The following is a 24,508-nucleotide window of genomic DNA, read 5'->3' on the forward strand; positions in this document are numbered from 1 at the left end:
GTGCAGTAGGTAATGAGCAGGTATTACAAAACTTCAGTGAGAACTTACAACTAAAACGACGACCAAACTTATCGAGTTGTAGAAGATTGCTAGCTTAACCTCCAAAAAAGCCTGTAAAAAATTAACCAAAAAGACAAAATATCAAATCAGAATCCACTGAGATAAGTGCATATCTAGCATTCAACCCAAAAGTTAAACCAAGCCAAAAAGACGAGTAAAAGCGTACAATTACACTCAATATTTCAAATTAAACGTCAATTTAAAATCTACACTTTATTTTAAATTTACAAATTGTTTAAGTTTAATTTAAAGTGGGTGGCAATGTTATCTTATTAATTACCTTTCAGGAGGTTTTGTGATTCGTAATGCCGTTGCTAAGGATGCAGCTTCTATTGCTGAAATATATAATCATTATATTTCAGATACTGTGGTTACATTCGAAACAGAGATGATCCGTTCTGAGGATATTCTCAGTCGTATATCTAAAGTTCAATCCGATGGTTTACCTTGGTTAATAGCTGAAGATGCTTCAGGGAAATTAATTGGGTATGCTTATGCTACTAAATGGAGAGAGCGCTTTGCTTATCGCTTTTCTGTCGAAGTTACTGTTTATTTAGCGCCAACATTTATAGGTAACGGCGTAGGTTCACAGCTTTATGATGCTTTATTCTCAGAGTTGAAATCGCGTTCAATTCATTCCGTGATTGGCGGGATTACATTGCCTAATCCGGCGAGTGTCGCTCTTCATGAGAAATTTGGCTTAGAAAAAGTGGCTCACTTTAAAGAGGTAGGCTTTAAATTTGAACAATGGCAAGATGTGGGTTATTGGCAAGGCGTATTAAAAGCCTAACAAAAATAAAAGTACCACCCACCTTTAAAACCAAATAATAAGCCAACCAAAAATAAAAGTGCCACCCACCTTTAAAACCCTTAAACCCTTAAACCCTTAAAATTAGTACTTCCAACTGTTCTTTTTGATCTTGCTTTTACTTACCACTTACAGCTTCCAGCTGATATAAAAGAGACAATCACTTTAAACCTAATAAAAAATCGAACTTCTTGGTTTGCTGTATTCTTGCTTAATGCCTTAAAGCTATTTTTGCCTAGATACTAATATATTAATTTTCCAGATCCTGTGGATATATCACGCCAAGTTGCTTACGTGTGGCATCCAGTAGTTGTTGAATCGCGAGGCTTATTTGATGGCTGACTTTACATGGTAGCAAGGTCCCTGATTGCACGTCTTGGCAAAACGCCACAATTTGCGATCGCATGGCACCTACATGATCCACTCCCTCGATGCTGGTATTTTCCCCTGTGATTAACTCAAGCTCAAGCCGTTCAAAGAGTGAGCTTGAGTGAACGGTTAATCTGCCATTTTCCCCTTGGATCTCAATGATGTTTTGCCCCAGGGTGATTTTGGAATAGGCTATACTGGCAAGCATATCTGGGTAGTCAAATTGTATTTCCCCCATGCCATCAACGCCGGTGCTTAGCAGCTTGCCTTGTGCCTGTAGCTTCGTAGGTAATCCAAATAGGGCAACCATAGGTGCTAGTGGATAAATGCCTAAATCCATTAATGCACCGTTTGAGAATTCGGGATTAAAGGTATTAGGTAGTTCGCCCTTTAATAATAAATCTAGGCGAGAGCTACGTTGGCAGTATTCGCCGTGGTAGCGCTCAATTTTACCAAGTTTGTTTACACATTCTTTGAAGCGATCATAAATAGGCGAGCTAAAGGCCAAAATACCTTGAGCCAATAATTTCTTTTGCTGGTTGGCATGTTCAATGAGTTCACTGAGTTGCGCCTGATTACTGCAGGCGGGTTTTTCCAACAATACGTGTTTACCCGCGAGTAGACATTGTTTGCTTTGAGCAAAGTGTAAGCTGTTTGGCGAAGCAATATAGACTGCGTCTACATCTGAGCAAGCGCATAACGCTTCAAGGCTACCAAACGAGATACCGGCATCTGGCTGGCCGTAATGTTGAGTAAACTTGGCTTGAGCTTTTGCTGGATCGCGAGAATAAATACCTACTAAATTTGCTTCGCTGCATTGCTGTAGTCCCTTGATAAAGGTATCGGTAATAAAGTTTGAACCAATAATTGCAAATCCTACGCTCATTGCCTTGTCCTCTTGTTGACTAGTTGCAAAGGTATACAATCTTAACTCTGTAAACAAGCTTGGAATCAATAAGGTTGAATCAATAGGGGGTTCAGATCACTTTGATTTTTAAACTTAATAAAAAAAGCGAACTAGATAGTTCGCTTTGTTTTTCTATTTTTGCTTCCGGTTTTAAGCCTTCAAGCTTACGGCTTATGACTTACAGCTGCTTCCAAGCTTCCAGCTACCCTTATAAAGTTTGAAAAACGCCACCGCGTTCTACTGCTTTTTGATAGGCTGGAATAGCTTCTATTTGTTTGAGATAACGAGCTATATTGGGAAAAGCGGTTAAATCCATACGGTTGCTTGACGCTTGAATTGGAAAGCTCATTTGGATGTCTGCGCCGGTTAACTCATTGCCGGTTAACCAGATGTTATCGGCAAGTGTTTTTTCTATCAGTTCTATTTGTGGTGTTAGGCGAGGGGTGATGAACATATCCTGTATTTTCTGGCTTAACGTTTTGGCTATGGGCTTTATAAAAAATGGCATTGGATTTTTTGGCATTTTCATCATAACTAGCTTCATCACTAATAATGGCATTAATGAACCTTCTGCAAAATGTAACCAGTAGCGGTAGTCTAATAACGCTTGCCCAGTTGTTGGACGTAAACGATTTTCTGAGTCGTAACTGTCTAACAGATATTCAATGATCGCCCCTGATTCTGCAATGGTTAAGTTACCGTCAGTGATGACAGGTGACTTTCCTAATGGATGAATCGCTTTTAGTGACACCGGTGCGGCTGAAGTTTTAGGGTCTCGTTGGTATTCTTTTATTTCATACTCAAGCCTTAGCTCTTCTAATAACCATAAAATACGTTGAGAACGTGAATTATTTAAATGATGTACTGTGATCATACTTAGTCCTTTTTCTGAAATACGAAAGATTGTTGATGGTATTAGGTTTAATTGATGTTCTGGTGGCACAAATGGTAACTGACGAAATTAAACATACCTTTTGACTCATGATATCTTGTTTATCCATAAAAGAGACATGCATATTTTAAATTTAATATAAAAGAGACACCCATCTTTAAAATCTAATCAAAAGCGAACTAGATACTTGGCTTGATATTCTTTTCCTTCAATCCTTAAAGCCTTCAAGATTACTGCTCTCTTGGCTCTTGATTTTACTTACCGCTTAAATCTTACGGCTTAAAGCTTAAAGCTTAAAGCTGTTTTAAGTTGATTGTAAATACACCTACATTTACAGTGGTTACTCTGTTAGTCAGTATCGTTCGGAGAAGGATATGAAATTTTTAGTTTTTTTGGGTAGTGTGCGTAATAGTACGCCGCCAAGTCCTGCTCGGTTAGGAGAAAGGGTGACAAAAGCGATTATTGCTTGTTTGCAAAGTCGATATGGCGAACATGACATCGAGTTGATAGATGCTTTGGATTATCAATTGGAACCTGTATTTAAACCTCACTTTGCGTATGCCAAAAGCAAAGCGCCGGTTGAGCTTAATAATTTAGCGCAGAAAATAGATTCCGCAGATGCTTACATTATGGTGAGTCCTGAATATAACCATTCAATGAGTCCAGCGTTGGCGAATTTGTTAAATCACTTTGGTAGTTCGTTATTTGCTTATAAACCAAGTGCGATTGTTACTTATTCAGCTGGGCAGTGGGGCGGTTTGCGGGCTGCTATTGGCATGCGTTCATTTTTATCAGAGTTAGGCTGTTTGCCTGTTTCGGCAATGATACATGTGCCTAAGGCTCAAGATGTGTTTATTGAAAATGGTGATGTACAGAATGGTGAAGATCAATCATCTTGGTTTGATTACTTTGCTAGAACAATCAAACAGTTGATCTGGTGGGCTGATGCGACTAAAAAACAAAGAAATGAAGTTGACCCTCACACATTAATTACAAACTTTACGTCGGCGCCTTCACAGCGAAATACCCCTTGATTAGATTGCCGCGGATCTTTGTTTACGTTTATTATTTTAAACAAGGGGGCGCGGCAATCAAGGCGTGCATTGTTAGTTTTCACTGGTGAGAGGTTTACCAGTTATAGGTCGCACTTATTGTGTACTGTTGGCCGCGTCCAGGTGTTCCAGGGATCTCTTCAAACGATTCATTCCAAAGGTTATCCGCAGCAAGAGTAATGCTTAAACCATCAATCTGAGTTGGGGTGTATGTAAACGTTAGGTGAGTGAAAAATGCATCGTCATCACCGTTACGTAATGCGTTTTCTTGTTGTTGACGCCATTCATTATCAACACGAACTTCAAGCATATCCATAGGATTCCAAATAGCACCTAATGTTACACGGTGATCTGGATAATTTAATGCGTAAAAACTCGCGTCTATGTTGTCACCCCCAAGGGCTTGATAATAGTCTTCTGATTTTTTCAAAAAGGTGTAACTAGTAATGACTTTAGCACTGTCCAGTTGATGAGTGGTCAATAACTCTAAACCAACACTATCTATATCAACAGGGTTTGCTGAACGAGCCGTGGTCGAATTATAATTGTAAGTCCAGTCGGTTAAGCCATTATCTTGACGATAAAATATTGCCGCATCTACAGTCCAACAATCTTGCTCTAATGCAAAACCTAACTCTGTGTTCTTGGTACTTTCACGTTTAAGTTGACGATTACTTCTAAATAACCCGCCTGTTTCGCTACCACCAATGGCGGTGTAACCTGCCACTTGGCTTGCTTCGGCGTACGAGAAATAAAGGGTTTTAGAAGCGCCGTCACTTTCGAGTTTATTCCAAGTAACATCACTAATAACAGATACGTCAGAGTCATCACGGTTGGTATCATCAAAAGCAGCACCAAGACGTAAGGTTAACGTTTCGTTTTCTGCTAATGGCATATTATATTCCGGCAGTACACTTATCTTGTAGTACTTACGTGAAGTGAAGCTGTTTTCAAGTGTCGTTGACTCAATAGAGTCTTCTATATATTGGGCTGAGTAATTCCATGCCAATACATTACTTTGTGCATGACGGCCTGACAAAGCGATAGATGTAACGTCGGTTTCATGGAACGCCTGAAAAGCCTCAGGGGCTTCGCGAGAAAATACATAATGATCTTTAAGGTTACGAGTGTATGCCGTAACTTCAAATGCGCTTTCAGTTCCACCTTCAGTTAAAGAATAGGTTTGTTTATGATTAAGCATAAACAACTGAGCACTTAAGTCTTCAGTTTCATTGACATGAAATGGCGTATACATATTAGGCCAGCCAAAAAACTTATCTTGAGAGCCAAAGAATATATCGGTCTGTGAGTTTGAATTGGATAATTGCACTCGGCCAGAAATACGCTCAAAGTCGTGATCGCCATTTTCTATTGTACCGTCACTTTGTGATTGGGATATCTCACCTTCATAACCCAGCGTCCAGTCATTAACACCATCAAGTGGCTTACTGTATGCTGCATGCACACTTTGTAAGTTAAAACCGTTATTACCTAAACCAATCGATACACTGCCTGCTGTGTAAATAGGTTTCCAACCAAAGTCAACCGTTCCCACAGAGCTGTTCATGCCAAATAAAGCGTTATCGGCACCAGTAAGGATATTGGGGCCGCTTAACATTTGGGGAGCAATAGGTATTTCTGAAAAATAATGGCCCGTCTGTGGATCAAATAAGGTAGCACTGCCCACCCTAAATCCGGTGTTTTCGAAAATACCACCACGGATAGTGACATCGGCCTGTGCTTCAGCCATGTTGCGCGACTGTAAATCAACCCGAGGATCATATTCTAAATTTGATACCGGAGCATCAAAGGTGCCTACTGGTTTTTTATTGGCGGTTGCTGAAGATTCAACGGTAATTTTTTCAATGCTGTTTATGGAGTCTGATTGTTTTGTTTTTTGAAGATTAACGGCATTGGCATCATCAGATGCAATTGAAAAGCTTGATACACCACACAATAAAATCGGTAAACTAACTTGTACTATTCGGGTCATTTAATTTTCTCTGTTTAGAAATTTGAGTATGTCACAGTCGATGTAAATAAGCGCTTTAACAAATAAGGGTAAAATATGGACTTAATTAATCTTTATGATAAACATTAACCCTTGGTTAACGTTCATTTTTACAATTTTGGGGGATTATATAGTAACTGTTAAAATTTTATATAACTGAGACAGCTTGTCATCCATTTATCATAGGTAAATGATATATGCGTCTAGGTTCTTGGTTAGAAATATACTTTTAAAATTTAAGGGTTTAGATTGTTAATTGCCCTAATTGTTTGATATAAACTTAGGTCAATGTAAAAGGAGCTCGTTGTTAGCGGTATGAAAAAAATAAAAATAATAATATTGATCCTAATAGGGCTCTCTTTTTCTATCTCATTTAACTGTAATGCATCGGATAAAATCATCGTTGTTACCGAATTATCGCCTCCATATCAAACTATCAATGATAATCATATTGGTGGATTCGCCACTGAAAAAGTGAAACAGTATTTAGATAGCAAAAACATTAACTATGACATTCAAATGTACCCTTGGGCACGGGCGTATAAATTAGCATCTAGTAAAACCGATATGATGATTTACGGGATTGCAAAAACACCCAAACGCGAGAAGATATTTGATTGGTTAATTCCTGTTTATGAGTTTAAACCTTATTTAGTCGGCCTTGGACATAGAACAGACTTAAATATTCGTAACTTAGAACAAGCCAAGTCATTTACGATTGCGGTGCAACGTAATGACTTTTCCCATGATTATTTGTTAGAAAAAGGCTTTATTGAAAATAAGAATATTATTTTAACTAACTCCATCGTGGACTCATGGCGTTTAGTTAAAAATGGCAAAGTCGATTTTATTGTTGAAGACATTACCTATGTGCCAACTATTAATGGAGAAAAGATTGAGCTGAATCTTTTTTCTAAATACTTTCCTTTAGATGACTTAGAAACGGTGGCTTATTTGGCTGTGAATAAATCCATGTCAAAAGAGTTAAAATCCAAACTATTCCCAGCGGTTATAGACAAAAGCAAATGACCTTATTATCAAACCTAGTCACTGTTGATTGGTTAAATACTCATAAACAGGACAAAGGCATTATTGTACTAGATGCCAGCATGCATCATTCAGTACATAGTGATGTTTCCGCATCAAATACCGTGATCCCAGACGCACTCATATTCGATTTTGAAAACGTATTTGTGGATAAACACAACAGATTACCGAACATGATGCCGCATCAAACAGAGTTTAATCGTCAAGCTCAATTATTGGGGATAAATAACGATTCAACGATTGTTGTTTATGACAATAAAGGCATATTTTCTTCAGCACGTGCTTGGTACATGTTTCATGTGATGGGTCATAAAAATGTCAAAATCCTCGATGGGGGATTACCAGCTTGGTTAGCCGCGGGCTTTGTCACTGAGAATTGGTATGCAACGCCAAATGGCCACGGTAACTTTTGTGGTGAACTGGTACAAACGGCATTTTGTGATGCAGATTTTATATTAGATAACATTGATAATAGACAGGTTTCGATTATTGATGCACGCTCAGAAGGTCGTTTTACGGGGGCTGATACAGAGCCAAGAGCGGGAATGCGTTCTGGGCATATCCCCAATTCAATTAATCTGCCTTTTACTCGTTTATTAAATGGCAATCAATTCTGTTCACCAGAAACGTTGGCTCAAACAATACAGTCTTTGGGTATTAATCCTGATCAGCAATTGGTATTTAGTTGTGGTTCGGGTGTGACGGCTTGTATACCTCTGTTCGTATTTTATAATTTGGGATATAAAAACTTGAGAGTATATGACGGCTCTTGGAGTGAATGGGGAGCCGATGAACAACTCCCAATAGCAACAGGGAAATAATTACTTATTTTCTAATAGCTTTTCAATTTCTGGACGCATGATGTCTCTAATTATGACTTGTGCATCAATGTTAGGGTGAAGATTATCACGTTGCATGTATTGAGGTTTTGACGCTATTTGTTCCATGAAAAACGGCATTAAGGGTAACTTAAACTGCTCTGATAATTGTTGGTAATTACTTTCAAATAACTGAGTGTAGCGGAACCCATAATTAGGCGGGATTTTAATTTGCATTAATGCCACGTTGATCCCTTTGTACTGTGCCGCTTCTATCATTCCTGACAAGTTTTGTTTGATGGTCTTAATAGGAAAACCTCTTAAACCATCGTTGCCACCAAGTTCAATAATAATCCAATCGTTAGACGTAAGTTGATGACGTTTTAATACGTTTTCTATACGAGCTAAACCACCACCTGTGGTTTCACCACTAATGCTTTCGTTAATGATGGTTATGGATTTTTGCTCGGATTTAAAGGTTTCATTTAGTAAGTTAGGCCAACTTTCAGGCAAGGTCATGCCATAACCTGCGCTAATGCTATCGCCATAGATCATGATCTTTGTTGGTTTAGCTAACGTACTAAAACAAGTAAATATTAAAAATGTAACAATTAAAGCCTTTATAAAAGTTTTAATTCGAGTATTTTTGTAATCAGAAGAGCCACTTAATGAACTTATTACATTTGTTGGGTCAAACCAATTATTGTTAAGAACTGTATACATAAATTTAGAGAGCCTAGTTATGAGTCAAAGTCGAATATCCGCTTTAGTTGCCACCAATGTATCAAAACAAGTTTCCTTGCCATCGGCCCCATCTTCATCCAGTGATGAAAAGCAATTAAGCATTTTAAACGACATAGAGTTAACTATTCAAGACGGCGAGTCAATTGCAATTGTCGGTGCGTCGGGATCAGGTAAATCCACTTTATTAGGTATATTGGCTGGTTTAGACTTACCTACTACTGGTGAAGTCCATTTTTATGAAAAACAAATTAATACCTTAAATGAAGAACAAAGAGCGCAAATTAGACGTACGGAAGTAGGTTTTATTTTTCAGCAGTTTTTATTAGTGCCAAGTTTAACGGCGTTAGAAAATGTGATGTTGCCGGCTGAATTGTCAGATGATCCGGAACTTAGAAATAACGCAAAAGTTAAAGCTGAGCAATGGTTAGATAAAGTTGGTTTGTCACACCGTTTGGATCATTTTCCAAATCAATTGTCAGGTGGTGAACAACAACGAGTTGCTATTGCTCGTGCCTTTATCACTAACCCTAAACTGTTATTTGCTGATGAACCATCAGCAAACTTAGACACAGAAAACGGTAAGTTAGTTGAAGATCTATTGTTTGAGTTAAATGAAAAAGCCAACACAACATTGGTATTAGTCACACATGACTTAGAACTTGCTAAGCGATGTCAACGCAGAGTGTTACTAACCAACGGTCACTTAGTGGAAAAACCAGCGGTCATTAATGAAGGTGGTGACAGTTCAACCTCTAATAACACAGATAAATCATTAGATGTTCAAGTTGCTGAGGCGATTTCCAATGCATTCTAATTCACAATTAGCCAAACAAATTAATACAACAGACTCATCCGGTGCCTTTTTTACTTGGTTAAAAATAGCGTGGCGTTTATTTGTTAGAGAGTTAGGCCGAGGTGAGTTAACCATCATTGCGCTGTCTATCATTCTTGCCGTGTCGTCCGTCATGGCATTAAGCAGTGTGACGGATCGGGTTGAACAAGCCATCATGAGTAAAAGTGCTGCCTTTATTGCCGCCGATAGAGATCTGCAAAGTTCACATCCTATCGATAATATCGTTATAGAAAAAGCCAATGAATTAGGGCTACAAACTGACAAACACATTTATTTTTCGTCCATGGCATTTGCCGGAGACGAAATGAATATTGCCGTTGTTAAAGCGGTGACAGAAACTTACCCATTACGAGGGGAATTATTTATATCGCAAGACTTAGTGACTAACCAAAGTGTCACTAAAAAGGGACCTAAACAAGGTGAAGCTTGGTTAAGTAAAAGATTGTTTTATGCCCTGTCTTTAGATGATGCTATGTTGTCGTCAGACACACCACCGGTTGTAGAAGTGGGTGAACTTGCGTTAAATGTTACCGGTATAATTGAATCTGAACCGGATGCCCCTTTTCAAGTATTTGACTCAGGCACTCGATTGATCATGAATATTGGCGACGTACCAGCTACCAATGTGATCCAACCAGGCAGCCGAATATTTTATCGTGACTTGTTTGCAGGTGAAGCCGGTCAACTTGATGAACTTGTACAGTGGTTAGAACCGCAATTAAAACCAAATCAAGAAATTAGAGATGTTAAAGATGGTGAAACCGCCATGTCTAATGCGTTACAACGTGCGGAAAGCTTTTTGATGTTAGCCGGTGTATTGGGCTTATTATTGGCGGCAACGGCGGTTGCGGTTGCCACACGACTTTATAGCCAAAGACACTTTGATTCTATTGCTATCTTTAAAACCTTAGGGGCAAGCGTTCAACAGGTTCGCGTTGTCTACCTATTTCAATTGGTGTTGATCACTATATTCAGTGTTTTAGTTGGCATCATTATCGGCTCTTTAATACAAGGTGTTGCTGTAGAAGCAATGGCCGGTCAATTACCGAAAGACTTACCGCCAGTTGGCTTTAAACCACTATTAATTGCCATCGCTACAGGCGCAGTTTGTGCGTTAATGTTCTCCATTCCTTCTTTGTTAAAGTTATTTTCAGTACCGCCACTTAGAGTGCTTCGTAGAAATTTAGGTGATAATTTTGCAACTTCTATCATGGCTAAAATTATCATGGCGATCACGACTATTTTGTTGGTGTTGATTTACAGCCAAAATTTGAGGTTAACCGCTATTGTTATGGGAGCAGGGGCAGTACTGGTTGCGGTTATACTGGTGGTTTCTAACATAATGATCAGACTTAGTCGTAAGGTTGGTTCTAGTGTTGGTGGTAGTGCGATAAAAATTGCATTAGCGTCGTTAAAAAGGCGAGCCAGTGAAAACACTTCACAGTTAATCGGCTTTACCTTGGCCATTATGTTAATTCTTATTTTATATTCACTGGAAAACTCAATCATAAAAGAATGGCAGCAGCAGTTACCAGAAGGTACGCCAAATCACTTTGTTATAAATATTGCACAACACGAACTGGAACAAGTCAAACAAGAGTTTGAGCAGAAGGACATAGTGCTAGAGCAGTTTTATCCAATTATTCGTGGTCGTCTCACGACCATCAACGATGAAGTATTGCTGCAAAACGACAGAGATAAAGATAAGTCAGGTGCTAAGCTGACGGATGGAGAAGAGAAAGCCAACAATGCACAAACAAAAGCCGAAAACCGCGCCAGTGATGAAGAGGAAGGTTCTGAATCAGAGGGACGAAAGGGCATTGGACGAGAGCTCAATTTAACCTTTACTGAGTTATTCCCTGAAAACAATACCTTGTTAGAAGGCGAATGGATGACAGAAGGTGTGTTAAACCAGGTATCGGTAGAAAAAGGCGTTGCTGAGCGCATGGAAATTAAACTCGGTGACAAGTTAGGTTTCTTGATTGGCGCAAGAGAAGTGGAAGTGAATGTTACCAGTATCCGTGATGTGAATTGGAACAGTTTCCAACCTAATTTCTTTATGATCTTCAGCAATGACGTGGTGGCGGATTTTCCTGCGACCTATATATCGGCTTTCTATTTATCTAAAGAAGACAAATTGTGGGTCAATCAATTAGTTAAACAGTTCCCGACCTTGAGCATCATTGATGTAGAGGCAATGATCAATGAGATTCAACAAGTAATCGAGCAAGTGTCAGTTTCAATCAGCTTTGTTTTGCTTGTTGTCGTGATGGCCGCCACATTAGTGTTATTAGCACAAGTTCAAAGCTCGCTGGATGAACGCCGTAAAGAAACCGTTATTTATCGAACTTTAGGCGCTAAAGGGTCAATGATCCAAAATGCCATTACTTTTGAGTTCCTGAGTTTAGGGGCGATCGCCGGTATAATCGCCGCGTTAGTGGCTGAAGTCAGTTTATATTTATTGCAATCACTTATGTTTGATATGGACTGGGTACCGCATCCTGAACTTTGGCTAATTGGCCCAATATCAGGTGCCGTATTTGTTGCGTTGGTGGGCACGTTAAGTACTCGTTCATTATTAAAAATGACGCCAAACGAGTTAATTCGCCAATTAAGTTAATCACTTATAACACACGGTTAATCGGATGAATGAACCCGCCGAGTTAAGAAACGTAATGAAAACTAAGGTATATCTACTACCTGGTACTATGTGTAATCAAAGGCTTTGGCACAAGCTCATTGCTTGTGCTGAAGCGAATTTTGAGTTTATTCATATTCCAATACCGGCCAATAAAGACATTAGGCAGATAGCCCAGTGGTTAAATTCATATTTAATTGAAGATAAGGTGTGTTTGTTGGGTTTTTCACTTGGGGGTTATATAGCGTCTTATTTTGCCGTTAAGTATCCGCACAGAATTAAACAGCTTCTGGTGGTCGGTAATAGTCCATGCCGTTTAAGCTATCAAGAAGTAACTCAACGTCAACAACTGCTCAATTTTGTGTCAACCAATAAGTACAAAGGTGTCAGTCATCAACGAGCATCACAATTGTTAGACTCTAATAATGACGAGTTAGAACATATAAACACCATTAAACAGATGGATTCAGAGTTAGGTGTTGATGAGTTGGTAAGTCAAATGACGTATACAACTGAAAGGGACGATCTTCTAGAGCCGTTATCCCAGTTTAAAAATGAAATAACGTTTTATTATAGTGAGCAAGACCCGTTAATTAATCTAGCTTGGTTACAACAGTTAGCAGATAGCAACACGCATTGCCGTTTGGTTGTTTCTAATGGCAACGGGCATATGTTGCCATTAGAAAAACCAGAAGCATTAGCACAGCTTATGGAACAAACATTTGGTGGTATTAGTTTGTGCTCAGTTCTTTAGTTTTGTTATCAGAAAAAATCATAAATGCAACAGCACCACCATACATATCAATCATGATATGCAGCACGATTGGGATGATAATCGAATCCGTCACCAGATAGATAATCGCCATAACTAAACCTAGCACTGCGGTTCTAACTACATGCACCATGCCTTGATAAATATGTCCTAATCCAAATAATACACAGGAAAGAATGACGGCAGCGTAGATAGGTAAATCTTTATCTAACAAATGGATGATGTACCCTCTAAATAACAACTCCTCACAAATGCCCGCCGTTACGGCTAAACCGAATATAAAGTAGTTGGACTCTGTTTTTGTGACGGGCAAAAACCAACGAATAAACTCATATTGTGGCTTTATCTTAGCGTGTTCATCAGGATTGTTTTGCAACGACTTTAATGACGCTAAAAAGTAACCACCTAATAAAACTAAACAAAATAAACCTATGTTATTGGTCATATTCCATTGCCATCTTAAACCTAAGTCATGCAGTGTTAATTCAGTGTTTACCACTAAAACCATCAATATGCCCAATGGAACCCATAGGTATAACATGGTTTTGCAATACACACTGACTCTCGACTCTTGTTGATTGACTACTCTTTGTTTCTCGGCTTTATGGCTGAACAAAATGTATAAGGGATACAGGATAAAATAGGACATTAAGATGTATTCTAAATATTTCATTATGATCTGCTTGTAATAGTTAAGGTATGAACATCATAGTGTTAATACATTAATAAAAATATAGTATATAATTTTATTAATAATAAACTTAAAGTTTACAGTTGCCGTTATGTTTAAAACCGAATCGTTAATCGCTTTTGTATTGGTTGCTAAATACAAGAGTTTTACACTTGCAGCCAAAGAACAACAACAAAGTACCATGGCGATAAGTAAACAGATCTCACAATTAGAATCTCGCTTACAAGAGCCGTTATTTATTCGAACCACCCGTATCATTAAATTGACCGAATTTGGCGAAAACTTCTTATTGCGTGCTAAAGAAATATTAGCGCAACATGATGCGCTAGATATTTGGTTAGATTCCAGAAAAGGATATTTAGAAGGCACGATAAAAGTGGTGGCGCAAGATGTACAAACTTATGAAGAAACTATCTTTCCTTGGGTTGGTGAGTTTCAGCGGTTATATCCAGATATAAAATTGGTGTTTGAAGTAAATGAATCGCCTTTGGATCTCAACCAACACCACCATGATATTTATTGGGGAATAGGTGAGTATTTAGGCATTCAGTCCCCGTCACTTAAACGTCGTTCTTTATGGCAAGCTCAGTTGGGTATTTTTGCCTCCCCTGACTACTTAAAAAAACATGGCATGCCTAAAAATATTGATGAGTTAAGAGGGCATAAAATGATAGGCCACCCACAATCTAACCCTAATAACATATTGGTTATAAAATCCAAATCAGATCCCACAGGAATGGATGTGGTTGAAGTGGACGCGCCAATATTAACTGTGAGTAACCAATCTAATTTTGCAGTGCAGGGATTGGGGTTAATAAATGCTTTGGTCGATAACCATGACATTAAAGATTACCTAGCCAAAAAGCAGTTAATCCCTGTTTTAGAAGAACATTGGTTATCGTCGGCAGAGATATATATCTATTACCAACACGCTAAAATTGAACAGGTAAAAATTAGAGCCTTTATCGACTTCTTTTTATCAAAGCGACAGTTCTGGTGATCATTCACAGAATCGTCAGTTAAGTGTTTTAAACTGTTAAAACGCAGGTATAATGCAGCATTCTTAATCAGTCTATTTTGATGATTTAATTAGTAAAAGACAGAGAGTTTAATGAAAATTATAAGAGTAATACTAGGCGCATTGATTTTATTTTTAGATTGGATAACTACACCTAGAGGTGTAAAACGAGAGGCTAAGGTTCAAACTGAAATAGATAAAAAAACACAGAAATTAGCCCTGTATCAATACAAAGCGTGTCCTTTCTGTGTAAAAGTACGCCGTAGTATGAAACGTAATTCGTTAAAAATTGCCACTCATGACGCAAAACGCAATGAGCAGAGTCGCCAAGAGTTAGTCAATGGTGGTGGTCAATTAAAAGTCCCTTGTTTACGTATCGAAAAAGACTCAGGTGAGGTGCAATGGATGTACGAATCATCTGATATTATCAATTACTTAGAGCAAGAGTTCTGTTAATAAAGATAATCAACGCAGTGAAAGTAGGTTTATTAGCAAATTTCACAAATGTGTTATTTGCTAATTATTTAATTTCCAGTTTAAGTAACTAATAATTAACTAGAAATCAATATCGCTACTTTACATATCAAGGTTTCAATCTACACTTACGTTGAGCTAATTTATAAAACGCTAATTTATTAATTGCTAATGTTAAATGTTCGATGATTTTGTAGTAGGAGCACCTTATTAACATCCAAAAAAATATAGACAGCCATCAATATTTCCAAACCAAACGTCTTATTCAAATATTTTGGGCTGTTGAGCTGACGTTAGCTATTATCTTTTTTCATCGGATATTTTTACAACAATATCTCCAGTGTGGATTAGTATTAATCGCGGGTCTTTTATTGATACCGGTTTACCATCTAGCCAAAAACAATAAAATTACACAAGCCGCGACAATTCTACTTTATGTTCTCACCATATTAGTAACCCAATTTATGTGGCGACATGGCGGCTTGTATGACGAAAGTGTACTTGCCTATCCCTGTATATTGATCATGGCTGCTATGGTAGGGGATAAGTCATTATTTATTAACTTACTCGTAGTTATCTCTGCGTCTATTGGCTTAAACGGTCTAGTCAATAGCCAATCATGGTATATAAATTCCAGTTCGACAATTTCGTTAGGCAATACATTTTTAGTTTTAATTACCATATATCTCATCAGCTATATCATATGGATAATGGTTGAGGACTTCCGCGAGTTAGTGAATAAACTTAACATCGAAAATTCCAATGTTATTAAATCAAAACAAGAAATAGAAAACTTATTACATCATGACTTATTAACGGGTTTACCCAATAAAATAATGGCAAAAGAGTTATTTGCTAAAGCAAGATCTAACACGGACAGCAGTAAGAATATTTATTTAATGTTTTTAGATTTAGATAATTTTAAAGTAATTAATGATGCACTTGGACATCAAGCTGGCGATGCATTATTAATTGAGTTATCACAGCGTATGTTTCAATTGCTGCAAACTCGGGATTCAGTTTGTCGTTACATTGGAGATGAATTTGTAGTGATTGTTGAGTCCACTGAATCTGAAGAATATGTGGCGAGTTTAGCGCAACAGATCATCGAACAGATAAGTAAGCCATTTTATTATCTGAGTAATGAATTTATATGCGGCTGTTCAATAGGTATTAGTACCACAGCTACGGATGGTGAAGATTTTGATACCTTATTAAAACATGCCGACGCGGCTATGTATTATTCCAAATCTCAAGGTGGCAATAGTTTCCATTTTTATAATAAAGAAATGAACATTCATGGTCATGAGTATATAAGTGTTGTTTCTGATCTGCGCAAGGCCATCGTACAAGACGAACTGGTTTTAACTTACCAACCTAAAATTGATATTCAAAACAATAAAATTATTGGTGCTGAAGCGTTAATCCGCTGGCAACATCCTGAAAAAGGGCTAATTTATCCAGACGAATTTATTCCCCAAGCTGAAAAATCCGGTTTAATTATTGAGATTGGGGATTGGGTGCTAAGTGCTGCGTGTAGACAATGTAAGCAGTGGCTTAACAGTGGGTATTCTGATTTTACAATGGCGGTAAACGTATCGTCAAAACAGTTCGCTAAAAAAGACTTTTATACAAAAGTAGAAAAAACGTTAAGCGAATATCAGTTAAATGCTTCATCTTTAGAGTTAGAAATGACGGAGTCTCTGTTAATTGATAATAGTGATGAATTAAAATCGACACTTAAAAACTTACATGATCTTGGTGTGCACCTTTCAATTGATGATTTTGGTACTGGTTATTCTAATTTAGGTTATTTAAAAGCGTTTGATATTGAATACTTAAAAATAGACCGATCGTTTATCAGTGATTTAGTCACCAATCCAAAAAACAAAACCTTAGTAAAGGCGATAGTTCAAATGTCTCATGGCTTGGAGATTCAAAATATAGCTGAAGGAGTTGAAGATCAAAAAACCGTGCGTGTTTTACAACAATTACAGTGTGAAATAGGGCAAGGATATTATTGGTCTAAGCCTATATTTGCGGAACAATTTGAAGTGTTTGCTGCGGAATATAACAAGTAAACCAGATAGGTTTTGGCTATCTGGTTTTCTTTTATCTAATCGACATAAAACATCTGAGTGAAGTTTATGGTTTCGGTTCTTTCGCCTTGTTGAATATCAATTGTAAACTTATAGACTTCGCGGTCGTGATAGTTTAATTGAGCGAGATAATAAGTGGCTTCGCCTTCGGTCACTTTTACAAAATCCAATTCGCTGCTTTGCCCTAATAACGTTTCAGCTTTACCAGACACGTAGACATTTTGAGCTTTGTCGTCGTTGGTATTATCTAACACCGAAATATTGATAATTGACAAGTACTTACTGCGTTGCAGTTGGTATTGCTTGGCAATTTCTGGCTGAATAAAAGAGCTAGGGAAAGCAATATAATGAATATCCCAATTCCCTTTAGTGAACTTTTGCTCAGCATTACTGTTAAACGAGAACAGTATTAATATAAAAACTATGTGTTTTAATAAAGTCATATTGAGTGCCTTTTATATAAAAGAACGTAACAAGTCTTGGAACAAGATTTCGACAAACTTCAATCCAATCAAAAACACCATAATGCTAAGGTCAAACCCGCCCATATCCGGTAATAAACGTCTAATCGGATTTAACATTGGTTCTGTTAACTGATGTAACAATGCTTCTATTGGATTGTAACCTTGACTTATCCAGCTCAAAATTACGCGGATTAACATTACCCAGAAGATAAGGTTTAACACTTCTTTAACGATAGAGATGCTACTGGCAACTAAAATTTGCACAACTGGAAAACTGGCGCCATATAACACTTGTAATAGGGCAACTTTAGCAAAGCCAACTAACAATAATAATACAATCCCAGCCCAATCAACCCCGGCAAACCCTGGGATTATTCTTCTAAGTGGGACTAATATCGGATTGGTTGCTTTTACAACAAATTGGCTAACTGGATTATAAAAATCAGCGCGGGTCAGTTGTAACCAAATTCGTAAAATAACGACCATCATATAGAGATCAAATAGGGTGGATATTAAAAATTGAGTTGCTTGCATAACGTGTCTATTTCCAGTTCAATTTAAGTTTAAAGCTAAATTTCAGTGTTGACGCGTTATATGCGGTAACACTGACTTACCTATATTTAAAGTTTACTCATTTCTTTCGCTCTAGACACTGCTGCGTCTAATGCGGATGCCACAATGTCGTCTAAATTATTTTCGTTAAAAGTTCTTATCGCTTCAGCGGTAGAACCTCCTGGAGAAGTAACATTAACTCTTAATTGTTCAAAGCTGTCAGGACTTTGAGCGGCCATTTCAGCAGAGCCTAGCGCAGTTTGTAATACAATGGTATTGGCCGTGTCTTGATCAAAGCCCAATTGAACAGCTTTGTCAGCCATATGCTGCATAAATAAGAAGAAATAAGCTGGGCCCGAACCTGACACTGCCGCTATGTCATCAATTTGAGACTCTTGTTCTAACCATACTGTTTTGCCAACGGCATCAAACATAGTAGACGTAACCTCTTTATCCTGTTGGATAACGTCAGCTGAAAATGAACCTTCATCTGTGCCACAAAATAAACCTGAAACACCTAAGCCAACTAAAGAAGGGGTGTTTGGCATGCAACGAATAATTCGAACGTTACCGATAATGTCAGTATAACGGTTAACAGTTAAACCAGCCGCAACAGTAATAATAAGCTTTTGGCTAAAATCGATACCTTGTTGCACTAAGTCGGCTAACATAGCCAACATCATTTGTGGTTTAACACCAAGAATGATCACATCAGCTTGGGTAATGGCAGACTTATTATCTAAGTCAGTTTTAATGCCAAACTTTTGCTTAAGCGCTTGTTGTTTTTCAACGGTTCTGTTGGTCGCAATAATATTGTCTGGGTTAATGCCACTATTAACCATGCCACCGAGAATAGCGCCAGACATGTTGCCTGCGCCGATAAATGCGTATGTTAACTGCTTATTATTTGTCATTTATTTCCTTTAGTTACGTTTATTTATTTTCGCTTACCAAATATTGCTGTGCCTAATCTCACCATAGTAGACCCACATTCAATAGCAGTGTCTAAGTCGCCGCTCATACCCAAAGAGAGCGTATCTACACTAGGATATTGCTGCTGCAACTGTGAATAACAAGTGAACATTAAATTAAATTCAGCCTTTAATTGTGGTCTTTGACCATCGGCATTTGGTTCATAATTGTCAGGGATAGCCATCAGCCCCCTTAAACTAACATGTTTTAACTCATTAATGGACTCTGCCAACTCATTTACCTGGTCTAAACTGACACCTGACTTTTGTGGTGAGTTTGAAATATTCACTTGGATTAACAGGTTTATCGTCTTGTTTAACGCTTTGGCGTGTTGATCGATACGTTTAATTATTTTTAACCGATCGACACTATCTATCCAATCTGCACTTTGGCTAATGATTTTGGTTTTATTACTCTGGATTGGTCCAATGTAATGCCACTGTATGTCTTTAAGATGACTTAATGTTTGTTGTTTATCAAATAACTCTTGTGCGTAATTTTCACCAAAAACACGTTGTCCTGCAGCGTAAGCGGCTTCAATATCTGCAATTGGTTTTGTTTTACTCACCGCCATCAAAACAATCGAATTGGTGTTTCGATTAAATTTAGTTGCGACATTGTTAATATTGTCTTGGGCGTTTAACAATTGATTTGCTATGGTATTTATATCTTTGTTTTCCGACATAAAATTGTCTTTAACTTACCTAGGTTACATTTATGGATATTACTGAATTACTCGCTTTTAGTGTGCAACATAATGCATCAGATTTACATTTGTCAGCTGCAACACCACCCATGATCAGAGTTGATGGCGATGTTAGAAGGATCAACATACCTGAGTTAGATGCAAAACAAGTTCAGTCACTTATTTATGACATTATGAACGATAAACAAAGGAAAGAATACGAAGAAAACTTAGAAACCGACTTTTCCTTTGAAGTGCCAGATTTAGCTCGTTTCCGTGTTAATGTGTTTAATACCGAACGTGGCGCAGCTGCGGTATTCAGAACTATCCCATCAGAAGTTTTAACACTGGATCAGCTTGGCGCACCTAATATCTTTAAAGAAATTTCAAATAAGCCGAGAGGGCTAGTTTTAGTTACAGGACCAACGGGGTCAGGTAAATCAACAACGCTTGCCGCTATGATTGATTATATCAATGCCAGTCGACACGATCATATTTTGACCATTGAAGACCCAATAGAATTTGTACACAAAAGCAAACAAAGCCTTATTAGCCAACGTGAAGTGCACAGAGACACGTTAAGTTTTTCTAACGCATTGCGTTCGGCGTTACGTGAAGATCCAGATGTAATTTTAGTGGGTGAACTACGTGACTTAGAAACCATCCGATTAGCCATGACCGCTGCAGAAACTGGACATTTGGTATTTGGTACATTGCATACCACCTCAGCACCTAAAACCATTGACCGAATCATTGACGTATTCCCAGGCGATGAGAAGTCTATGGTGCGTTCCATGTTGTCGGAATCATTACAGGCAGTAATATCTCAAACCTTATGTAAAAAACAAGGTGGGGGACGGGTTGCTGCACATGAAATTATGATAGGCATTCCTGCTATTCGTAACTTGATCAGAGAAGATAAAGTGGCACAAATGTACTCTTCTATCCAAACTGGTGCGAGTTACGGAATGCAAACTCTTGATCAGTGTTTAACGGAATTAAAAGGCAAAGGATTAATATCTAACGATGAAGCTGCCAGTAAAGCCGTTGATAAAAAAGCATTTGGTGGCGGTTCCACGTCCACACCACCGCCAGTGAGCACACCACCACAAACGCCACCTTCAAGTGATTTTGGAAGTGGTTTTTAACTAATAAACAGTCAAAGGATAAATGATGAGTAACATGAGTGATATTTTTGGTCAAATGGTTGCCAAGCAAGCGTCTGATTTATTTGTTACGGCAGGTTTGCCAGTGAGTGTTAAGTTAAATGGTGAACTAGTGCCTTTAGTTGGTGACAAGTTATCAGCAGATGATGCTAAACAACTGGTATTGTCTTGCATGTCAGAAAAACAAAAAGCAGAATTTGAGCTAGACCGTGAGTGTAATTTTGCGGTTGCAAATGAATCAGGACGTTTTCGTGTATCGGCTTTTTGGCAACGTGATAAAGTAGGTATGGTTGTCCGTCGAATAGTGACAGAAATTCCAGATCCGGATGATTTGGGTTTACCACAAACGCTAAAAGACGTGATCATGACCAAACGTGGTTTAGTGTTATTTGTCGGTGGCACAGGAACCGGTAAATCAACCAGCTTAGCTGCACTGTTAGGTTATCGTAATGAAAATTCAAAAGGTCATATATTAACGATTGAAGACCCAATTGAATTTGTCCATGAACACAGAAATTGCATTGTTACCCAAAGAGAAGTGGGATTAGATACCCCATCGTTTGACTCGGCATTAAAAACCTCATTACGCCAAGCTCCAGATGTTATATTAATTGGGGAAATACGCTCACAAGAAATAATGGAATATGCATTGTCTTTTGCTGAAACTGGCCATTTGTGTGTCGCTACATTACATGCAAATAATGCTAATCAGGCCATTGATAGGATCATGCATTTAGTGCCAAAAGAACAACAAGATAAACTTAAATATGAATTAGCCCTTAACTTAAAAGCCATTGTTGCACAGCAATTAATACCAACCGTTGATGGCAATGGGCGCGTAGCAGCAATTGAGATTTTATTATCCTCCCCTATGATAGCGGAGTTGATAAAAAGAGGTGATATTTCAGGAATTAAGGAAACCATGGCTAAGTCTAGAGAGTTAGGTATGCAAACCTTTGATTTGGCATTATATGATTTATATACCGCAGGCAAGATAAGTTATGACGATGCGATACATCATGCTGATGCGCCAAATGATCTCAGATTAATGATTAAATTGGACTCTAAAGATAAAGCACCAAGTAGCTTGTTATCTGGAGTGACAGTTGATGGGTTGTAGTTTTTGGTATTTTACTCAAAGCTCATGACTCGTGGCTACAGCCTTTTCCCCCTCGGCGGCCATCAATAATACATCCCTCTATTGATGGCATCCCTTCATCCATGAAGTGGCAGGTTGTCAGTTCCCGACACAACCTAAGCGAGTACATCCATGAAGTGGCAGGTTGTCAGTTCCCGACACAACCTAAGCGAGTACATCCATGTACTCGACAATATCTTTTTCATCAGACCCAAAGGCGTGCGGCTTTTTGTTTTTACTCAAAGCTCGTGACTCGACACTCGTGGCTACAGCCGTTTCGGCCCTCGGCGAGTTACCTTTTTCAACAGCCAAAAAAGGTAGGCGGCTTTTTATATTTTCAAAGATTAAAAGACTATTTCACCTTCGGCGACCATACCTTTTTCAACAGCCAAAAAGGTAGGCCAAAAGGCCGCCCGTCACCAAATATCTAATTGTATTGAATATTAACTTTTATCATCAAATACGGAAAAACATTCGTCCCTGAATACTTTCCTCAATCGGGCATCCATGCCCTCTCGATTTGAGAAAAGTTATATTTAATACAGATATTTTAAAGTGGGACTTATAAAGCAAAAGCAAAAGCAAAAGCAAAAGCAAAAACGAGATTAACAGTCCGTATTTTAATTTTAATATTTGCGAAAACTGACGCGATGCTTTTTTATTAATAACCCCTTCCTATTAAATAAATACTCAAGTCTCACTTTGTTTTTCAGTAACTAACTAAGTTATTAATTAAACAATGGAAAATAGCATTCATTTAGTTTTTAATAGGAAGTGAAAAAGTCGCGTTAAAGTCAGGCTCGTTTTGTTTTTGATTATTTAGCAATTTATGAAATAAATTTATTGAAAATAGCTAATAAAATCAATTGGTAATGTCTGGCAGTAACATGAATTAATAAAGAATTGAGCAATTACATATACGAAATGCTCGATAATAAGCGTTAGCAGTACAGGAAATATGGCACTAGATTTACACATACTGGAAAATGGCCAACCAAAGGAATGGATTTACGCAATTGATTCTGAAAAATGGTCATTATTTAATGAAGCGTTCGAGATATTTAAAGCTAAAACAGGCTTAGTCATAGATCAATATTCCGATACCAAATTCTCATCAGGGCTTCAAAATTTAATAGATATACTTAACTCTGTTGCTCCACAGTACGGTAAAAGTGCGGCTCTATTTTCAGAGTTTATCTCTGTTTTGGAGTCAGCTGAAAGCAATGGTAAAAACGTAATTTTTGTCGGCGACTAATGTACTGCTAACAAGTTACTCAAAAGGACGCAAAACGCTTGGCTTGTGCTCCTTCGTCGCTAATTTTAGCCAAGCATTTATGCGCCCATTAGTAAGGCGTTATATACCGCAACTAATTCCAGTAAAAATAGCTACGTACCAAGGCGTTAAATCCCCTATTCCTTTCGTTGCATTCTTTTGGTCTGGGTGTTGTTGCAAGTACGGCTTTTCAAAGCAAACAATTACGTAAGTTCAGTAATATCCACGTTCAGGTTTACGTTTGCGGTGGGTAAAGGTTGCTAGCTCTCTTAGCTTGCTAACTTCGGTAAAGGCTTGTAAATTAAGTTTAAAACCTTAGCCAGTTTATATAACAAGGCAATAAAGCATGGGACTGTTAAAGCTTGGCTCGGTTCCGCTTCGCTTCACATTATAGCCAAGCATTTATCAGCCTCTTATTAGGGGCGTTATATTGCAAAGCAGTTTTGTGAAAGGAATCGAGTTAAGTGATCTATCTAGCCTATTTTTTTTGGTTCATTATGCTTTCATTTGCCATTCCAAATATTTGGTCTGGTTTAGCTGCAATCAGTTTTTTAGCGTGTGTTGTAGCCGTAATTAATTACTCCATTAAAAGTTATAAAATCTACCGTAATGGTTACGACTCAATAATTGGTAAATGGTTGGTATATTCATATTCGCCTTTGGTCATCGTTTCTATGGGAGGAATTATGTTTTATTATGGTGTAGTTGCAATATAACAAGCTAATAAATAAGGACAAAAAACAGTTGGCTGTTTTCGTTCCTCAACATTTTAGCCAACAATTTTTTGCCCATTATTAGGGCGTTATATACCCTAAACCAACTACAGAGTTTTGTTTCAATGCAAGGTGAATTAAAATATAAGAGTTACCTTAAGCAATTCTTTCTTAATTTGTTTTTTGGTCCATTAGGTCTGTTTTATTCTAGTAAACTACTCGGCATTGTATTTTCGATCACAATTATTCCAACAATAGGTGCGTTTGGATTTGGCCTTATAATTGGTTGGCC

General features: G+C 37.9%; 22 protein-coding genes and 1 pseudogene. 14 read left to right on the forward strand and 9 right to left on the reverse strand.

The annotated features are described in order from the left end of the window. Positions 1-355: 355 nt before the first annotated feature. A complete protein-coding gene (locus KO505_RS06630) occupies positions 356-850 on the forward strand; it encodes an arsinothricin resistance N-acetyltransferase ArsN1 family B (protein WP_216054669.1) in 495 nt (164 codons plus the stop codon). 268 nt (positions 851-1,118) lie between these two features. Here the strand turns inward: KO505_RS06630 and KO505_RS06635 are convergent, their stop codons facing one another. Both KO505_RS06635 and KO505_RS06640 read right to left on the reverse strand, forming a co-directional pair. Then, positions 1,119-2,123, reverse strand: a complete 1,005-nt coding sequence (locus KO505_RS06635; RefSeq protein WP_216054670.1) for a Gfo/Idh/MocA family protein — start codon at positions 2,121-2,123, stop codon at positions 1,119-1,121. Between the two features lie 229 nt (positions 2,124-2,352). Beyond that, complete coding sequence (locus KO505_RS06640) at positions 2,353-3,018, reverse strand: glutathione S-transferase (RefSeq protein WP_216054671.1); 666 nt, start codon at positions 3,016-3,018, stop codon at positions 2,353-2,355. Between the two features lie 392 nt (positions 3,019-3,410). Here KO505_RS06640 and KO505_RS06645 point away from each other — a divergent pair, with 392 nt between their 5' ends. After that, entirely contained in the window at positions 3,411-4,070 is a 660-nt protein-coding gene (locus tag KO505_RS06645) for an NADPH-dependent FMN reductase (protein ID WP_216054672.1), read from the forward strand. Between the two features lie 94 nt (positions 4,071-4,164). Here KO505_RS06645 and KO505_RS06650 read toward each other — a convergent pair whose 3' ends face one another. Further along, positions 4,165-6,081 (reverse strand): TonB-dependent siderophore receptor, encoded by a 1,917-nt coding sequence (locus KO505_RS06650; protein WP_216054673.1) that lies wholly within the window; start codon positions 6,079-6,081, stop codon positions 4,165-4,167. A 333-nt stretch (positions 6,082-6,414) separates the two neighbouring features. Between KO505_RS06650 and KO505_RS06655 the strand changes: the two genes are divergently transcribed. Continuing rightward, positions 6,415-7,128 (forward strand): ABC transporter substrate-binding protein, encoded by a 714-nt coding sequence (locus KO505_RS06655; protein WP_216054674.1) that lies wholly within the window; start codon positions 6,415-6,417, stop codon positions 7,126-7,128. Continuing rightward, complete coding sequence (locus KO505_RS06660) at positions 7,125-7,967, forward strand: sulfurtransferase (protein WP_216054675.1); 843 nt, start codon at positions 7,125-7,127, stop codon at positions 7,965-7,967. The genes KO505_RS06655 and KO505_RS06660 overlap by 4 nt, the downstream gene beginning before the upstream one ends. Here the strand turns inward: KO505_RS06660 and KO505_RS06665 are convergent, their stop codons facing one another. Next, positions 7,968-8,687, reverse strand: a complete 720-nt coding sequence (locus KO505_RS06665) for an arylesterase (RefSeq protein ID WP_252731682.1) — start codon at positions 8,685-8,687, stop codon at positions 7,968-7,970. 19 nt (positions 8,688-8,706) lie between these two features. On the opposite strand from KO505_RS06665, the gene KO505_RS06670 reads away from it, so the two are divergent. Genes KO505_RS06670 through KO505_RS06680 form a run of 3 tightly spaced genes read left to right on the forward strand, consistent with a single transcriptional unit; the run spans position 8,707 to position 12,953 of the window. Further along, complete coding sequence (locus tag KO505_RS06670) at positions 8,707-9,522, forward strand: ABC transporter ATP-binding protein (RefSeq protein ID WP_216054676.1); 816 nt, start codon at positions 8,707-8,709, stop codon at positions 9,520-9,522. Further along, a complete protein-coding gene (locus KO505_RS06675; protein ID WP_216054677.1) occupies positions 9,512-12,181 on the forward strand; it encodes an ABC transporter permease in 2,670 nt (889 codons plus the stop codon). Before KO505_RS06670 ends, KO505_RS06675 begins: the two co-directional genes overlap by 11 nt. A gap of 55 nt (positions 12,182-12,236) precedes the next feature. Further along, positions 12,237-12,953, forward strand: coding sequence for an alpha/beta fold hydrolase (locus tag KO505_RS06680; protein WP_216054678.1), 717 nt, complete (start codon positions 12,237-12,239; stop codon positions 12,951-12,953). Here the strand turns inward: KO505_RS06680 and KO505_RS06685 are convergent. Then, positions 12,931-13,644, reverse strand: a complete 714-nt coding sequence (locus KO505_RS06685) for a CPBP family intramembrane glutamic endopeptidase (protein ID WP_216054679.1) — start codon at positions 13,642-13,644, stop codon at positions 12,931-12,933. The two genes, KO505_RS06680 and KO505_RS06685, sit on opposite strands and share 23 nt — an antisense overlap. A 109-nt stretch (positions 13,645-13,753) precedes the next feature. On the opposite strand from KO505_RS06685, the gene KO505_RS06690 reads away from it, so the two are divergent. The 3 genes from KO505_RS06690 to KO505_RS06700 all read left to right on the forward strand — a co-directional run bounded on the left by KO505_RS06690 (position 13,754) and on the right by KO505_RS06700 (position 17,235). Then, positions 13,754-14,662, forward strand: a complete 909-nt coding sequence (locus KO505_RS06690; protein WP_216054680.1) for a LysR family transcriptional regulator — start codon at positions 13,754-13,756, stop codon at positions 14,660-14,662. 111 nt (positions 14,663-14,773) lie between these two features. Further along, the gene (locus tag KO505_RS06695; protein ID WP_216054681.1) at positions 14,774-15,136 is read left to right on the forward strand and encodes a glutaredoxin domain-containing protein; all 363 of its coding nucleotides are present in this window, start codon (positions 14,774-14,776) and stop codon (positions 15,134-15,136) included. Between the two features lie 389 nt (positions 15,137-15,525). Continuing rightward, the gene (locus tag KO505_RS06700) at positions 15,526-17,235 is read left to right on the forward strand and encodes a bifunctional diguanylate cyclase/phosphodiesterase (protein WP_216054682.1); all 1,710 of its coding nucleotides are present in this window, start codon (positions 15,526-15,528) and stop codon (positions 17,233-17,235) included. Positions 17,236-17,270: 35 nt separating this feature from the next. Here the strand turns inward: KO505_RS06700 and KO505_RS06705 are convergent, their stop codons facing one another. The 4 genes from KO505_RS06705 to KO505_RS06720 all read right to left on the reverse strand — a co-directional run bounded on the left by KO505_RS06705 (position 17,271) and on the right by KO505_RS06720 (position 19,926). Continuing rightward, the gene (locus KO505_RS06705) at positions 17,271-17,696 is read right to left on the reverse strand and encodes a DUF4426 domain-containing protein (RefSeq protein WP_216054683.1); all 426 of its coding nucleotides are present in this window, start codon (positions 17,694-17,696) and stop codon (positions 17,271-17,273) included. A gap of 12 nt (positions 17,697-17,708) precedes the next feature. Next, on the reverse strand, positions 17,709-18,251 hold the full coding sequence (locus KO505_RS06710; protein ID WP_216054684.1) for a YggT family protein: 543 nt from the start codon (positions 18,249-18,251) through the stop codon (positions 17,709-17,711). Between the two features lie 86 nt (positions 18,252-18,337). Further along, complete coding sequence (proC, locus tag KO505_RS06715; protein WP_216054685.1) at positions 18,338-19,183, reverse strand: pyrroline-5-carboxylate reductase; 846 nt, start codon at positions 19,181-19,183, stop codon at positions 18,338-18,340. Between the two features lie 23 nt (positions 19,184-19,206). Then, positions 19,207-19,926, reverse strand: coding sequence for a YggS family pyridoxal phosphate-dependent enzyme (locus tag KO505_RS06720; RefSeq protein WP_252731683.1), 720 nt, complete (start codon positions 19,924-19,926; stop codon positions 19,207-19,209). A gap of 32 nt (positions 19,927-19,958) precedes the next feature. Between KO505_RS06720 and KO505_RS06725 the strand changes: the two are divergent. The 4 genes and pseudogenes from KO505_RS06725 to KO505_RS06740 all read left to right on the forward strand — a co-directional run. Continuing rightward, positions 19,959-20,996 (forward strand): annotated as a pseudogene (locus KO505_RS06725) (type IV pilus twitching motility protein PilT); the annotation flags it as partial. Between the two features lie 103 nt (positions 20,997-21,099). Continuing rightward, the gene (locus KO505_RS06730) at positions 21,100-22,212 is read left to right on the forward strand and encodes a PilT/PilU family type 4a pilus ATPase (RefSeq protein WP_371819969.1); all 1,113 of its coding nucleotides are present in this window, start codon (positions 21,100-21,102) and stop codon (positions 22,210-22,212) included. 976 nt (positions 22,213-23,188) lie between these two features. Next, complete coding sequence (locus KO505_RS06735; protein WP_216054688.1) at positions 23,189-23,485, forward strand: hypothetical protein; 297 nt, start codon at positions 23,189-23,191, stop codon at positions 23,483-23,485. Between the two features lie 515 nt (positions 23,486-24,000). Then, on the forward strand, positions 24,001-24,219 hold the full coding sequence (locus KO505_RS06740; RefSeq protein WP_216054689.1) for a hypothetical protein: 219 nt from the start codon (positions 24,001-24,003) through the stop codon (positions 24,217-24,219). Positions 24,220-24,508 lie beyond the last annotated feature (289 nt).

The sequence above is a fragment of the Psychrosphaera sp. F3M07 genome (assembly GCF_018860345.1).
In the GTDB taxonomy this organism is placed as follows: Bacteria; Pseudomonadota; Gammaproteobacteria; order Enterobacterales; family Alteromonadaceae; genus Psychrosphaera; species Psychrosphaera aquimarina.

What these genes read in the sequence shown, in the direction of transcription:
- proC (WP_216054685.1), bottom strand. Translation starts at nt 19,183, where the DNA reads ATGACAAATAATAAGCAGTTAACATACGCATTTATCGGCGCAGGCAAC.
- KO505_RS06740 (WP_216054689.1), top strand. Translation starts at nt 24,001, where the DNA reads ATGCTTTCATTTGCCATTCCAAATATTTGGTCTGGTTTAGCTGCAATC.
- KO505_RS06685 (WP_216054679.1), bottom strand. Translation starts at nt 13,644, where the DNA reads ATGAAATATTTAGAATACATCTTAATGTCCTATTTTATCCTGTATCCC.
- KO505_RS06675 (WP_216054677.1), top strand. Translation starts at nt 9,512, where the DNA reads ATGCATTCTAATTCACAATTAGCCAAACAAATTAATACAACAGACTCA.
- KO505_RS06710 (WP_216054684.1), bottom strand. Translation starts at nt 18,251, where the DNA reads ATGCAAGCAACTCAATTTTTAATATCCACCCTATTTGATCTCTATATG.
- KO505_RS06720 (WP_252731683.1), bottom strand. Translation starts at nt 19,926, where the DNA reads ATGTCGGAAAACAAAGATATAAATACCATAGCAAATCAATTGTTAAAC.
- KO505_RS06640 (WP_216054671.1), bottom strand. Translation starts at nt 3,018, where the DNA reads ATGATCACAGTACATCATTTAAATAATTCACGTTCTCAACGTATTTTA.
- KO505_RS06680 (WP_216054678.1), top strand. Translation starts at nt 12,237, where the DNA reads ATGAAAACTAAGGTATATCTACTACCTGGTACTATGTGTAATCAAAGG.
- KO505_RS06665 (WP_252731682.1), bottom strand. Translation starts at nt 8,687, where the DNA reads ATGTATACAGTTCTTAACAATAATTGGTTTGACCCAACAAATGTAATA.
- KO505_RS06690 (WP_216054680.1), top strand. Translation starts at nt 13,754, where the DNA reads ATGTTTAAAACCGAATCGTTAATCGCTTTTGTATTGGTTGCTAAATAC.
- KO505_RS06660 (WP_216054675.1), top strand. Translation starts at nt 7,125, where the DNA reads ATGACCTTATTATCAAACCTAGTCACTGTTGATTGGTTAAATACTCAT.
- KO505_RS06730 (WP_371819969.1), top strand. Translation starts at nt 21,100, where the DNA reads ATGAGTAACATGAGTGATATTTTTGGTCAAATGGTTGCCAAGCAAGCG.
- KO505_RS06645 (WP_216054672.1), top strand. Translation starts at nt 3,411, where the DNA reads ATGAAATTTTTAGTTTTTTTGGGTAGTGTGCGTAATAGTACGCCGCCA.
- KO505_RS06695 (WP_216054681.1), top strand. Translation starts at nt 14,774, where the DNA reads ATGAAAATTATAAGAGTAATACTAGGCGCATTGATTTTATTTTTAGAT.
- KO505_RS06635 (WP_216054670.1), bottom strand. Translation starts at nt 2,123, where the DNA reads ATGAGCGTAGGATTTGCAATTATTGGTTCAAACTTTATTACCGATACC.
- KO505_RS06735 (WP_216054688.1), top strand. Translation starts at nt 23,189, where the DNA reads ATGGCACTAGATTTACACATACTGGAAAATGGCCAACCAAAGGAATGG.
- KO505_RS06705 (WP_216054683.1), bottom strand. Translation starts at nt 17,696, where the DNA reads ATGACTTTATTAAAACACATAGTTTTTATATTAATACTGTTCTCGTTT.
- KO505_RS06655 (WP_216054674.1), top strand. Translation starts at nt 6,415, where the DNA reads ATGAAAAAAATAAAAATAATAATATTGATCCTAATAGGGCTCTCTTTT.
- KO505_RS06650 (WP_216054673.1), bottom strand. Translation starts at nt 6,081, where the DNA reads ATGACCCGAATAGTACAAGTTAGTTTACCGATTTTATTGTGTGGTGTA.
- KO505_RS06670 (WP_216054676.1), top strand. Translation starts at nt 8,707, where the DNA reads ATGAGTCAAAGTCGAATATCCGCTTTAGTTGCCACCAATGTATCAAAA.